The 13299-nt window shown below is 49.1% G+C and carries 10 protein-coding genes; 6 read left to right on the forward strand and 4 right to left on the reverse strand.

All coding sequences use genetic code 11. The features are described 5' to 3' along the window. Nucleotides 1-64: 64 nt before the first annotated feature. Nucleotides 65-853, reverse strand: a complete 789-nt coding sequence (locus tag QP794_RS31830; RefSeq protein WP_285080701.1) for an alpha/beta hydrolase — start codon at nt 851-853, stop codon at nt 65-67. A 201-nt stretch (nt 854-1054) separates the two neighbouring features. Next, nucleotides 1055-1888, reverse strand: coding sequence for an AraC family transcriptional regulator (locus tag QP794_RS31835; RefSeq protein ID WP_285080703.1), 834 nt, complete (start codon nt 1886-1888; stop codon nt 1055-1057). A gap of 133 nt (nt 1889-2021) precedes the next feature. Here QP794_RS31835 and QP794_RS31840 point away from each other — a divergent pair, with 133 nt between their 5' ends. The 3 genes from QP794_RS31840 to QP794_RS31850 all read left to right on the forward strand — a co-directional run bounded on the left by QP794_RS31840 (nt 2022) and on the right by QP794_RS31850 (nt 6142). Then, on the forward strand, nt 2022-4049 hold the full coding sequence (locus QP794_RS31840; RefSeq protein ID WP_285080705.1) for a beta-galactosidase: 2028 nt from the start codon (nt 2022-2024) through the stop codon (nt 4047-4049). Nucleotides 4050-4466: 417 nt separating this feature from the next. Beyond that, on the forward strand, nt 4467-5438 hold the full coding sequence (locus tag QP794_RS31845) for a helix-turn-helix transcriptional regulator (protein WP_285080706.1): 972 nt from the start codon (nt 4467-4469) through the stop codon (nt 5436-5438). Between the two features lie 20 nt (nt 5439-5458). Continuing rightward, a complete protein-coding gene (locus tag QP794_RS31850; RefSeq protein WP_285080708.1) occupies nt 5459-6142 on the forward strand; it encodes an AlkZ-related protein in 684 nt (227 codons plus the stop codon). Nucleotides 6143-6258: 116 nt separating this feature from the next. Here QP794_RS31850 and QP794_RS31855 read toward each other — a convergent pair whose 3' ends face one another. Continuing rightward, a complete protein-coding gene (locus tag QP794_RS31855; RefSeq protein ID WP_285080709.1) occupies nt 6259-7773 on the reverse strand; it encodes a UxaA family hydrolase in 1515 nt (504 codons plus the stop codon). Beyond that, entirely contained in the window at nt 7773-9287 is a 1515-nt protein-coding gene (locus QP794_RS31860; RefSeq protein ID WP_285080710.1) for a tagaturonate reductase, read from the reverse strand. Before QP794_RS31860 ends, QP794_RS31855 begins: the two co-directional genes overlap by 1 nt. Nucleotides 9288-9486: 199 nt before the next feature. On the opposite strand from QP794_RS31860, the gene QP794_RS31865 reads away from it, so the two are divergent. From QP794_RS31865 to QP794_RS31875, 3 genes are all read left to right on the forward strand, one after another. Then, nucleotides 9487-10368: an AraC family transcriptional regulator gene (locus QP794_RS31865; RefSeq protein ID WP_285080711.1), complete on the forward strand. Its 882-nt coding sequence runs from the start codon at nt 9487-9489 to the stop codon at nt 10366-10368. A 135-nt stretch (nt 10369-10503) separates the two neighbouring features. Then, on the forward strand, nt 10504-12492 hold the full coding sequence (locus tag QP794_RS31870) for a GTP-binding protein (RefSeq protein ID WP_079347056.1): 1989 nt from the start codon (nt 10504-10506) through the stop codon (nt 12490-12492). A 17-nt stretch (nt 12493-12509) separates the two neighbouring features. Beyond that, complete coding sequence (locus tag QP794_RS31875; protein WP_079347059.1) at nt 12510-13187, forward strand: tetratricopeptide repeat protein; 678 nt, start codon at nt 12510-12512, stop codon at nt 13185-13187. Nucleotides 13188-13299 lie beyond the last annotated feature (112 nt).

Here is a 13299-nt window from a genome sequence, read left to right on the forward strand (position 1 = left end):
AAATAGGTGAGATCACTCGTATTCAATTCATAATCAGGAAAGACAGAGCTCAGCCAGCGCAGGGTTACCACCCTTGATTTTTAAGCCAGGTCAGGCACAGGTCAGACCAGGCACGAACGGCATGGTTATCCTCTGCCAATCCCAGACCATGTGAACCTTTTTCGAAAACATGCAAATCATAGGGAATGCCATGCGCACCCAGGGCAAGCGCATAACGCAAACTGTTTTCCACCGGGACCGCCTGATCATCACTCGTATGCCAAATAAATGCTTCAGGGGCGTCGGCCTTCACCTGCTGCTCTGCACTGAAGGCCTTGATCTGTTCGGCAGTCGCATCTGACCCAAGCAGATTTTCACGAGAACCGGCATGTCCATAGGATTCCATCGTAATTACCGGATAACAAAGAATAACCCGATCCGGGCGTGAACTCTCCCGTTCAATAGGATCTTCATGATCTGGTTGACCCTCGTCATACAAAGTTCCCAACGTGGCTGTAAGGTGCCCACCCGCCGAGAAACCAAGCACCGCAATTTTGGAAGGCTGAATGCCAAATTGCTCGGCATGCGCCCGTACATAACGAATTGCACGCTGACCATCTGTCATTGGTGCCGGGTGCTGGTGAGGCGCCACGCGGTACTTCAGCACAAATGCACTAATTCCCGCACGGTTCAGCAATTCAGCGATTGGAGCTCCTTCATGGTCGGCCAAAAATCCATAGCCCCCACCCGGACATATAATGACAGCGCTCTCGGAACCTGGTTGAATAAATGGAATCAGATGGGGCATTTCATCCTCACGGCCCTTGGCCGCATAAGGTGCTGCATGGTCCCATAGTGGTATAGTTGACGTCACTTCTATCATCCTCTCTAAATTGAACGGATACGTTGATCCGTATAATCGTTTTCCAATCTAAGGAATCGATACCATCATAACGGGAAGCACCCATACGCATCAATACCTTCCTGGCATCACTTTTTATTCAATTTGTAACAGGTTACACCGAATGTTCCTACTTGAACAGTGTTTTATAGCACATGGATTACCTCTCAATGATTAGTATAACGTTCGATACTGTTCCGGAGTTACGCCCTCAATCCGCCGAAATGTAGCCACAAAGTGGCTCGCATCCCGAAAACCAACCTTCGCTGCCGTTTCCTTGACGGTCAGTTTACTGTTTCCTGTCATCCATTCTTTTGATTTGCGGATGCGAAGGAGTATGAAATAACTGTAGGCGGTCATGCCAAAGGATTGTTTGAAAAGGGTATTCAAATGCCTTGGCGTAATGCCTGGTATGGCTGCCATCTGTTCAAGGCCAATATCGGGATCGGCGTAGTGTTCATTCATAAATGAAATTAACGGAGCCAGCCGTTCCACAGCATGCGAAATCGAAGAACGACTGCCCGTCATGCCATGCTTTTTGAGCAAAATCAGAAATCGGTACATGTCCGCTGACGCTTCCAAGCCGGATAAATCCTGATCACTGCTGATGGAACCCAGCACTTCCCGCCCATAGTATTCAAGCGGGCTCTCCGAATCCCATTGATGAAGGGCAGCCTCCCCCAAACCAAGTGATTCTGTGATGGCCGGACACTGGGCACCTCCAAAGGTAATGTAAAGTGTCTGCCACTCTCCCTGCGAGGGTACATACTCGTGCGGCTCATTCGGCGGCAGCAAAATGCCGGACGTCTCTCCCAGCAGTACAGTTGAACCTGCAAATCTGAACTCTCCGGCCCCCTTCACCGTCTGAAGCCAGTGATAGCAGGGATAGCCCGCTGGTCTGGAGACACTCTCCTGATTTCCGTTATATCCGATGCTCTCGATGTAGAGCGGAAGCAGCCGATCCCGTGGGGTCATAAAATAGCGCCGATGATCGGGTGTGATGAGCATTGAGATTCTCTCCTTTGAACAAAAAACAAGATTACAGTTCCATATTCTTATATGTTTCATTACTTTTCTTATATTTTAAAAGTCATATTCATCATATAGTATAGAATTATTCTTATACAAGAGGTGAACACATTTGATTAGCAGCAAGTTACCCAAAATGTTCTACGGCGGCGACTATAACCCTGAACAATGGGATCATGAGACTCATCTTGAAGATCTACGCATGTTCCAATTGGCAGGTATTGATATTGCGACCATCAACGTATTTTCCTGGGCACTAATTCAGCCTGATGAAGTCACTTATAATTTTGAAGGACTGGACCAGTTCATTAACAGTCTCTATGAAAACGGCGTTTACATTTGCCTCGCAACAAGCACTGCTGCACATCCAGCGTGGATGGCGAAGAAATATCCGGATGTACTGCGTGTAGATGCCGATGGACGTAAACGCAAATTCGGTGGACGGCATAACTCCTGTCCGAATAGCCCAACCTACCGCAAATACTCCGAGAAACTTGCAGACAAGCTGGCGGAACGTTACAAGGATCACCCTGCTGTGCTTGTATGGCATATCTCCAACGAATATGGCGGCGATTGTTACTGCGATAACTGCGAGAAAGCGTTCCGCGTGTATCTCAAAGAACGCTATCAGACTCTGGAGCAGCTCAACAAAGCATGGAACACCAATTTCTGGGGCCATACATTCTATGATTGGGACGAAATTGTACTGCCAAGCAACCTGAGCGAGCACTGGGGAAACAACAATTCCACGTTCCAAGGCATCTCGCTTGATTATTCCCGCTTCAACTCTGACAGTATGCTTAATTGTTATCGGCTGGAATATGATGCGATCAAAAAACATATCCCGGATTCGGTCGTTACGACCAATCTGATGGGATTCTTCAAACAACTGGACTATTTCAAATGGGCTAAGCATATGGATATCGTTTCTTGGGACAGTTATCCCGGCCTGGCAACGCCGGTCAGTTACACCGCTATGGCCCATGATTTGATGCGTGGACTGAAGGACGGTCAACCGTTCATGCTGATGGAGCAGACACCCAGCCAGCAGAACTGGCAGCCTTATAACTCACTGAAACGTCCTGGTGTCATGCGTCTGTGGAGTTACCAGTCCGTGGCTCACGGCGCGGATACGATCATGTTCTTCCAGCTTCGCCGTTCCATCGGCGCCTGCGAGAAGTACCACGGCGCTGTAATTGAACACGTAGGCCATGAGAATACGCGCGTGTTCCGTGAAGTCGCAGAGCTGGGCAAGGAATTGCAGCTGCTCGGTAACAAGACGCTGGATGCCACCATTGATGCCAAAGTGGCAATTGTGTTCGACTGGGAAAACTGGTGGGCAATTGAGAAATCAAGCGGACCTACCGTTGCACTGAACTATGTAGACCAAATTCACAAATACTACGCTGCCTTCTTCCGCCGCAACATTCAGGTGGACATCGTTAGTGTGGATACGGATATCAGCAAATACGACATCGTTCTCGCTCCAGTACTCTACATGGTGAAACCCGGCTTTGCAGCCAAACTGGAGAAATTCGTTGAAGCAGGCGGTACATTCCTGACAACCTTCTTCAGTGGTATCGTTAATGAAAGTGACATCGTAACAACTGGTGGTTACCCGGGTGAACTTCGCGAACTGCTCGGGATCTGGGTCGAAGAAATTGATGCCCTGCTGCCTGAGCAAAAAAACAGTATTGTCCTGAAAGAGGCTTATGGTGATCTTCAAGGAGAATATGGTTGTGGCATGCTGTGTGACCTGCTGCACAGTGAAGGCGCTGAAGTCATCGCCGAGTATGGAGACGATTTCTATAAAGGTATGCCTGTCGTGACACGTAACACATTCGGTCAAGGGGAAGCCTGGTATGTAGCTTCCGATCCGGAAGACCGATTCCTGGACGGTTTACTGGGACAACTGGCTGCAGCCAAAAATATTGATTCCCTTCTGAATACGCCGGAAGGTGTTGAAGTGACTGCTCGTACCAATGATGGACAGCAGTACCTGTTTGTCATGAATCACAATGCTACTGCCCAATCCTATGATCTCGGCAAGGCTAAGGCTCATGATTTGCTTACAGATCGGTCCCTTTCAGGTACGATTGAGATTGAAGGCCGCGGTGTGCAGCTGCTTGAAATGAAATAATTTTGGAAAACCGATGATACAACATGTTACAAGCAAATCGCGTTGATTCATATTTGTAGCTTAAATGAGTGTCAATTGTTAAAATTTGAAGTATTATAGGATTGAACCTGTTTCAATCTGCTACTTCCCGTATCCGTTTAGACCGGATACGGGTTTTTGTCATTATTTGTGAGGTTCTCGGTTAGAAGGAAATACCGAGAAGCGAAGCGAATTGGACGAGACACACAATTTAACGACGCCCCGCCGGGAAAAGGAAGCGGCCCCACTGAAAGCAGGCGCTGCACTGTATATGGAATACATAGTATCATGCTGCGAAATTATTGGTGACAACCATAATGTCACTTATACACTGCTACAATGAGAGGAACACTCCAGCATCCTTTCCGGCGGCGCAACCCTCGAAACGGAGTGGCTGACATGAATAGAACAAATCGGCTTGCCGCCATCGTTATGGCATTGCAGAACGGTCACGAAACGGCACATTCACTTGCGGAAAAGTTTGAAGTTTCCCGTCGTACCATCCTGCGGGATATCCAATCACTCTCCGAGATGAATGTCCCGATCATTGCTATCTCCGGTCCCGGAGGCGGCTTCAGACTTATGGAGGGGTATGTACTGCCCCCACTGCAATTGGACCCGGTTGAAGCAGCTACTCTCATCTTTGCTCTCGAAGGCCTAAGCCATTACGCAGATACCCCTTTTCAAGAGAAACGCTGGACATTAATGGACAAGATCAAAAGTATTATCCCGGATGATGTCAAGGCAAGGATGGATCCCATGCTTAAACAACTGAAACATGACATTCCGGAGCCGAACTACATCCTTCATCATCTGGAACCGCTTTTGGCTTGCATCCCGGAACAAGGGTGGCTGCGTATGTTATACCGATCCGCTTCCCGTCAACGCTGGCTTACGATCTGCCCTATTCGAATCTATGCTTCTGCCGGTTTCTGGTATTGTGAAGCGTATTCGGAGGAGCATGGTGAACAGCGCCTGTTCAGGGCAGACCGCATTCTGGACGTTAAGCCCGTTGAGCTGATCGAATCGCAAATGCTGGCTGAAGAGGCTGAACGGCAGCGCAGCAAACCGAAATCTCCCGAACGTTCTCCAACGCGCGTTACGGCACGTTTGAGTTACAGCGGAATGATTGAAGCAGAACAGGACAAGCATATTGGCGAACAGATGACCGAAATTGCTCCGGATGTCTGGGAACTTTCCTTTCTGTGCCCTCCAGGTGAGTGGGCTTGGGCCGTAAGATTCTTTTATCGACTTGGACGTGAGGCAGAAGTACTTGAACCCGAGAACCTTCGCTCCGAGATTCGCCAACATGCCGAGGAAGTAAGCCAGATGTATCTCGCTTCCAACCATAATCGTTGCAGCACAAGTTAGAAAGGAGATTGCCGAATTCAATGAATGAGAATGAAACCATCGTAACTTACGAAGAAGCTGTTCGGCGAATAGAAGCTGTGGGACTGCTCCCGCTCGCACCTTTATTCCCTGAATACCCGTCACTGTCCTCCATTACTCCTAAAGAAAACTGGCATATGGATAACGATCTTGATCCCTGGTTGTGGCGTTCACGTCTGGCCGAGGAAGGGATCGCTGCCTATGGAAAATTTGTCAAAAAGAAAGCTATCCTGGTATCACGCGAATATTTCCCTTGGGTGCATCGCCTGCTAGCGGACTCCAGAGTCATGGAAGAACAGTATGATGCGGGTTTGATCTCTCGTGAAGCATTCAAACTGTATGAACGAATTGAGGAGCACGAAGGTATGGATGGTCGTAAATTACGTTCACAGGCAGGTTTTGGAGCCAAAGAGGACAAAAAAGCATTTGACCAGGGACTGCTGGACCTCCAGAGTGCTGGCGCCATTGTCATCTGTGGCACCAAGGAAAAAGAAGGCCTAGCTGAAGGCAAGGTCGCCTGGAACAGCTCTGCTTATGAGACCTCGGGCTATTGGATGAAGCGTCAAGGTATTAAACTGTTTGAGGGAAGCGCTGCAGACGCGAGCAAACTCCTGCTGCATCAATTGGAGCAACACGCTTCTGCGGCTGCACTGACCAAAATCAAAAAAGCCTTTGCCATGAATTGATTGATTGAAATATGTGTATACGACAAATCCCGGAAGCCGAAGAAGAAGCCGCCGGGATTTGCGGTATACGTTGATGATGGATGAGTCTAATTGCATGGCAGCGGACCGAATCCGGATTACAGAATGACCCCATCCTTGAAAATCGCAATTTCCCGAAATCCATGCTGCTCGCTGAGCGTATGCGCCCGTCCTGAAGCAATATCGATCAGTTGGCTGAACAGCTGTACTTTCACATCTTCCATCGTCTTTCCTTCCAGCAGTTGACCCGCGTTAAAATCGATCCAGTGTTTTTTTCGATTCGCGAGATCCGATTGGGTGGCAATCTTGACCGTAGGCACCGGGCCTCCAAACGGTGTTCCGCGACCTGTTGTGAAGAGAACAATATGTGCACCCGCAGCAGACAGTGCCGTAACAGACACGAGATCATTGCCCGGAGCTTCCACAATATTCAGGCCGGTTGAAGTGACACGTTTACCATAACGAAGCACATCAACTACGGCAGAGCGCCCTCCCTTTTGCGTACATCCCAAAGACTTTTCTTCCAGCGTGGTAATGCCCCCTGCTTTGTTCCCTGGTGAAGGATTTTCATATATATTCTGACCGTGGTTCACAAAGTATTGCTTGAAGCCATTCACTAAGTCTACCAAATCATCAAATACCTGCTCACTGGCCGCCCGATTCATCAGAATAGTCTCCGCACCAAACATCTCGGGAACTTCGGTCAATATGGCTGTGCCTCCTGCAGCAACCAGCATATCTGAAACGGAGCCCACTAGTGGATTTGCCGTAATCCCTGATAAACCGTCCGAGCCACCGCACTTCAATCCAATTTTGAGCTTGCTCAGAGGCAGCGGCTGACGCTCTTCATGTTCAACAAGCTCCACTAGCTCTTCCATTAGACGCAGTCCTTCTTCAAGCTCGTCATCCGTTTCCTGCGCTTTGAGAAAACGTACTTTCCCCTGATATTCCGGTGCAATACATTCGCGGAACTGATCTACCTGATTGTTTTCGCATCCCAACCCAATAACCAGCACACCGCCAGCATTCGGGTGTTCCACCAGGGAAGCCAGTACCTGTTGCGTATATTTCAGGTCATCCCCCAATTGCGAGCAGCCGAACGGATGCGGGAAGTGGTAAACTCCATCCACCCTGCTGCCGAACTGGGACTGCCCCATACGAGCCAGTGCTTCACATACTTTATTAATGCAGCCGACCGTATTGACAATCCAGATTTCATTACGGATACCTGCTTCACCGTTAGGTCGCAAATATCCATCGAAGGACCGTAAATGTTCCGGAGGCATGTCCGTCTGAACAGGTGGTGCGGGCTGATACTGATATTCCAGCAATCCGTGAAGTCCTGTTTTCAGATTATGGCTATGAATCCAGCTACCCTGCTCAATCTGTTCTTTGGCTATCCCGATGGAAAAACCATATTTCATCACATCCTCGCCCGGTGCGAGGGTATGCACAGCAATTTTATGGCCTTTGGGCACATCATCCCTTAGTGTAAAAGTAGAGCTGTCTGGAAGCGTGATGCTTTCCCCTTTTACATAATCTCGAAGGGCTATAATGACATCATCCTGCGGCTGAATTGCAATCCAGTCATTAATTGTATGGGTTGTGTTCATCAACTCTCACCTTCCAACAGACCTATTTCGTGAACGAGTGCTTCGCGAAGTCCCTCTCGATCATCCAGATTTTCTCCCCAAATCGATACATCAGACAATACGGCAGCAACACGGCGGTCTAATTGCTGCTTATCCCTCTTCAGTGGCTCATAACTGTCCCAGTGTTTGGCGAGTGCAGCCAATACATCGACATCATCCCGAAGCAGGACGGACTCACCGTTCAGTCGCTGTCCCATATAACCGCCTGGCGTGTTCATCGGGCGATAAAGACACAGCAATCCCGCAAAGCCTTTCACAAGCCGTAGAGGCCAGTTTCCCTGTTTTTGCTTATAAGCCATCAGTGTAGGCAGCACACGAACCTTGAACTTTCCTACTGTATTTAATGCAATATCCTGCAGCTTGTGATTAATATACGGATTGAGAAATCGTTCAAACACTTCTGCTGCGTACTCATCCAAGTTATGATCCGGCATATCCAGTGCAGGCACAATCTCCTGATGTACCGCTTCTCTGACCCATGAGCCAAACTCCGGGTCTTCCATTGTCTCTCTTACATGGTCCTTGCCTTGCAGAATGCCCAGCGATGACATGAGTGTATGAGCACCATTTAGAATACGAACCTTGCGCAGCTGAAAAGGTTTCAGATCCTTCACCCAGTGTACGTTGAGTCCCGCCTGTTTCAAGGGCAGTTTTTTGTCCAGTGCTTCATCTGCCTGAATGGCCCAGAAATGATACGGCTCTGCCGTATTGATCAGTTGATCCTCATACCCCCAGCGATGGGTCAGGGAATCGGCTTCTTCCTTGGTCGGTGCACCCGTGACAATCCGGTCAACCAGATTGTTCAAAAACAAGTTATGATTTTCAATCCATGAACGAAAGCCTTCAGAATAACCAAAATCCTCACTATGCCGCAGTACACAACTTCGCAGTATATCCCCATTGCCTTCAAGCAGCTCACACGGCAGGTGGATCAATCCTCTGGATGGGTCCCCATCAAACCACAGATAACGCTGATGCAGAAAGACCGTCAATTTACCCGGAAACGATTGTACTGGTTCCCCCTGCAAGTACTCCGAATACGTATACTTCAATCCCGACTCGGTTGTATTGGAGATGACAAACTCCAGGGAAGGCAATTCCGCAAGCCTCAGAAAATCCTGCCATTCTTCGTAAGGGTTAATACACTGTGAAAAAATCGAGATCATTTCCGTGCGTTCCACCGCTTTTCCCTGTGAAAGACCTCGGGTAATCATCGTATACAATCCGTCCTGATTCCGAATTTGTTCCAGCTTTGCCTTTCCACCAGGCCGAGGCTGGGTCACAGCAACACTGCCATGGAATTTACCTTGTCTCGCACTCTCATGAAGCATCCAGTCTGCAAACCCGCGCAAAAAGTTGCCTTCCCCAATCTGCAGTACCTTTACGGGACGTTCCATCACTTCTTTGCACTTGCGCTGGCTATCACTTCCGAGCAGATTCAGCTTTAGCCCTGGTCTTTTCGTGCTCGCCGACATGAACACTCACCTCATCGTTTAATTGTCATATTAGATGTCCGGCTGCACGCCATACAGCCTCTATACTTCCATTGAAAACGCTTTAAATTCATTGTATCATCAATAAAAGGAAATTTAATTGCTTATATTGCGGTAAATGTACTCTTTCATGACCAGGTGTACTATCATTTTTGTGATCAATGTTTCGAAAGGAGATCGAATGGAACGTTCACCCGTTCGTAAGACCATTCAGGCGGAATCGGGGATACCCTTTCGTCTGGTGTATGCAGATACCAAGTCCCCCCAGAACGAGCTGCCGGATCATCTTCATGACTGGCATGAAATTATTTATGTATATCGGGGTAAGGGCACCATTTTCATTGATACCGGTCTTGAAGATATGCAGGAGGGCGATTTGTTCATCATTCCAGGCAGCACGGTACATCGTGCATTGCCGGATGCCGGGAATCCGGTGACTTCGTCGGCCTTATTCTTCAGTCCAGGATTACTGGCCTCCACAGCGGGAGGCAGTGCATCAGCCATGCTCTCTCTATTTGAACGCTGTCGCAAGCGAAAGGTGTACAAGAGGCATCTGGATGCCAAGGAGCAAACCCAGGTTGCTGCGCTCATTGACGACATTCATGCAGAATTTCAGTTGGACCATCACCTGAGTGCTCACGCAGCACTGCTGCGGTTGCAGCTCTTACTTATTGATTTGGAGCGATTGGAGGCGGCCGGTCCGGCAAGTCCTGTCAAAAGCGTTCCTGGACCAGGCTGGTTAGCCTCTACACTGGCCCATATGGACGAAGAGCTCCGCAGTGGTCTTTCCTTGGCGGAACTGGCACGGCAGGCAGCCGTATCTCCGGCTCACTTCAGCCGTGCATTCAAAAGGTATACTGGTATGACGTTAACGGACTATGCCTTGGCTCGCCGGGTCATTATGGCGAAAGAGCATCTGCTTCGAAGTGATGACACGATGGCCGTTGTTGCCGATGCCTGCGGCTTTGAGAGTCTGCCCCATTTTTATCGACAATTCAAGAAGCAGACGGGCACCACACCAGCTGCCTACCGTAAAACCATGAAGAGTCAGGATCAAATGTGATTGCATACCATCCTGAAATGTAGAGAATTGTCTGAGTGTAACATATTCTTCCATACACTCCATGTGGTATGATATAATACTGAATTACAATGTCGGAAACGATGTGTTTCTGCTGCCAGAGGAGCCTTACATCCCATGTTAAACGAATTGAATCGCAGAAATATCGGCATCTTCGCACACGTCGATGCAGGGAAAACAACAACGACGGAACATATGTTATTCCAAAGCGGTGTCGTACGTAGTCCAGGTCGCGTAGATGATGGAACAACGGCAACAGACTCTCTGGATATTGAAAAGGAACGAGGCATTTCCGTTCAGGCGGCTATGACCTCTTTGATCTGGAAAGATACAATTATTGATCTGATTGATACACCAGGACATATTGATTTCAGCTCCGAAGTCGAGCGATCCCTGCGTGTTATGGATGGGGCCATTCTGATTGTGTCCGCCGTAGAAGGGGTTCAATCCCAGAGCGAGACCATCTGGCATGCCCTCCGCTCACTTGGAATTCCTACCCTGATCTATATTAACAAGATGGATCGGATTGGCGCCTCTGCTGAGACGGTTATCGATCAGATCCGCTCCAGTCTCTCTCCCTTCATATGCGGAATTCAATCCTATCGTATGAATGACGACGTGTTCGACGGTATTGACACCCTCTGGAACGCGAGTCAAACAGAGGTGATGGGCTCCCCTTCATCCATACCCGGCCTTTTTGAATTACTTGCCGAACTGGACGAAGATCTGATGGAAGCCTACATTAATGGTGAAACACTGCCTGCTCACTTGCTGGATGAAGCATTTCGCAAACAGGTACATCAGGGCGTAGTGTTCCCGATTTGTTATGGTGCTTCGGGCAAAGGGATCGGCGTAACTGAATTGCTGGATGCCATCATTGAATTTCTTCCTGCACCTGCACAGCCTCAAGATGCTTCGGTATCCGGGGTAGTATTCAAAATTGAACGGGATAAAACGATGGGCCGTACAGCCTATGTTCGCATGTATGGTGGCAGCGTGCATAATCGGGATACGATCTATAACTCCACTCGGGAGCTGGAAGAGAAAGTGACCCAGATTCGCCGGATGGATGGGCGGAAATGGGCTGACACGGGTGCTGTTCATGCCGGACAAATCGCCGCACTGTACGGACTAAGTGAAACCCATGTTGGTGACATTATTGGCAGCCCTGAAGGAGTGCCGCCTGTACCACAGATGGCTGTTCCCTTGTTGACCGTGCAGGTCCATGGTAAAGACACGGCACGTTATCCTGACCTTGTAGCGGCATTGCAGGAGTTGACAGACGAAGATCCCCTGCTTGACCTGCAATGGTTGCCTGAAGAACGGGAATTGCATCTTAAAGTCATGGGAACCATTCAGCTTGAGATTCTGTCCAGCCTGCTGATGAGTCGTTTCGGACTGGATGTCGTATTCGACCCACCTTCCGTCATCTATAAGGAAACTCCTCGTTCTTCCGGGGAGGGATTCATCGCGTATACGATGCCCAAGCCGTGCTGGGCCATTCTTCGATTCAGCATGGAGCCTTTGCCCCGTGGCAGCGGCCTGATCTATTCATCCACCGTCCGAACGGATCATCTCCTGCTTCGTTATCAGAATGAAGTGGAGCGCCGTATTCCCGAAGCGTTATCTCAGGGCTTGCTAGGATGGGAAGTTACCGATCTGCGCATCACGCTAATTGAGGGAGAGCACCATGTCTGGCATACCCATCCACTGGATTTTGTAGTAGCCACGCCGATGGGAATCATGGACGGACTGGCAAGCACCGGTACAACCCTGCTGGAACCTATTCTGAATTTCCGGTTAACAGTCCCGGAGGAGTACGGAGGCAAGGCGCTCAGTGATCTCGTACATATGCGGGCAACCTTTGAAGCACCGATCATCGGAGGCGGAAGGTGCATCGTCGAAGGACGTATGCCTCTGGCAAGCTCCATGGATTATCCGGTGAAACTGCGTTCAGAGACGAGCGGACGTGGAGTGCTGACCACTTCTTTTGCCGGGTATCAGGATTGTCCTTCGGATGTGACACACACGCGGAAACGCAGAGGCGTTAACCCGCTGGACCAATCCAAATATATTTTAAGTGTTCGAAATGCGATTACATCATAATTGGAGTTGACTTTGTTGTGCTGATTAAATTTCTAATCTTTGGCCTGCTGTGGCGGATTGTAGGCAATCCATTCTTGGCGGTTCTTATTTTCCTCATCATTCTGTATTTCCTGGATCGTCGCTATGTTGGGGTGATGCCAAGCTTCATGAAGCCACTTAAGCGTATGCGTAACATCTCACGGCTTCGGCAGCAGCTTGCCATGAGTCCGAATGAAGTCTCTTCCAAGCTGGATCTGGCCCGTCTGTTGATTGAACGCAAACGGTATAGTGAAGCTCATGCCTTACTGCTGGAACTGGAACGTCCTTACGAGCAATCAGCCGAATACTGGGAGGCGCTGGGTACAACTGAACTTCATCTGGGCCAAACGGAACAAGGTGAGCGTCATATTTTGCAGGCACTGGATATCAATCCAAGAGTAAAATATGGACGTCCTTATCTGACACTTGCAGGTGCATTTAAGGATACTCACCGGGACAAAGCTTTGGCATACGTTCAGCAGTTCCAGGAGATTCATTCCTCATCCAGTGAAGCGTATTATCTGCTTGGCTCGGTGTACCGTTCCCTTGGGCGTACTGATGATGCAAAGCAAGCCTACGAGCAATCACTGAACGTATATCGCTCCCTGCCTAAATATAAGAAACGCCAGGAGCGTCGCTGGGCTGTACGCAGCTGGTTCCGCAAGCGCGGACTGTAGGCTGCTGAATTCCTTTGCTTTAGCAGCTAGATATTATGTGAATGAGTGTCTACCACCCACTCATGATAAACGATCTCAACAAATAAAAGTGCACCGGTTCCTGCCTCAAGGC

The sequence above is a fragment of the Paenibacillus sp. UMB7766-LJ446 genome (assembly GCF_030226665.1).
Lineage (GTDB): Bacteria > Bacillota > Bacilli > Paenibacillales > Paenibacillaceae > Paenibacillus > Paenibacillus vandeheii.

Coding starts and splice junctions, on each gene's coding strand:
- QP794_RS31835 (WP_285080703.1), bottom strand. CDS start 1,888: ATGCTCATCACACCCGATCATCGGCGCTATTTTATGACCCCACGGGAT.
- QP794_RS31845 (WP_285080706.1), top strand. CDS start 4,467: ATGAATAGAACAAATCGGCTTGCCGCCATCGTTATGGCATTGCAGAAC.
- QP794_RS31850 (WP_285080708.1), top strand. CDS start 5,459: ATGAATGAGAATGAAACCATCGTAACTTACGAAGAAGCTGTTCGGCGA.
- QP794_RS31855 (WP_285080709.1), bottom strand. CDS start 7,773: ATGAACACAACCCATACAATTAATGACTGGATTGCAATTCAGCCGCAG.
- QP794_RS31860 (WP_285080710.1), bottom strand. CDS start 9,287: ATGTCGGCGAGCACGAAAAGACCAGGGCTAAAGCTGAATCTGCTCGGA.
- QP794_RS31865 (WP_285080711.1), top strand. CDS start 9,487: ATGGAACGTTCACCCGTTCGTAAGACCATTCAGGCGGAATCGGGGATA.
- QP794_RS31870 (WP_079347056.1), top strand. CDS start 10,504: ATGTTAAACGAATTGAATCGCAGAAATATCGGCATCTTCGCACACGTC.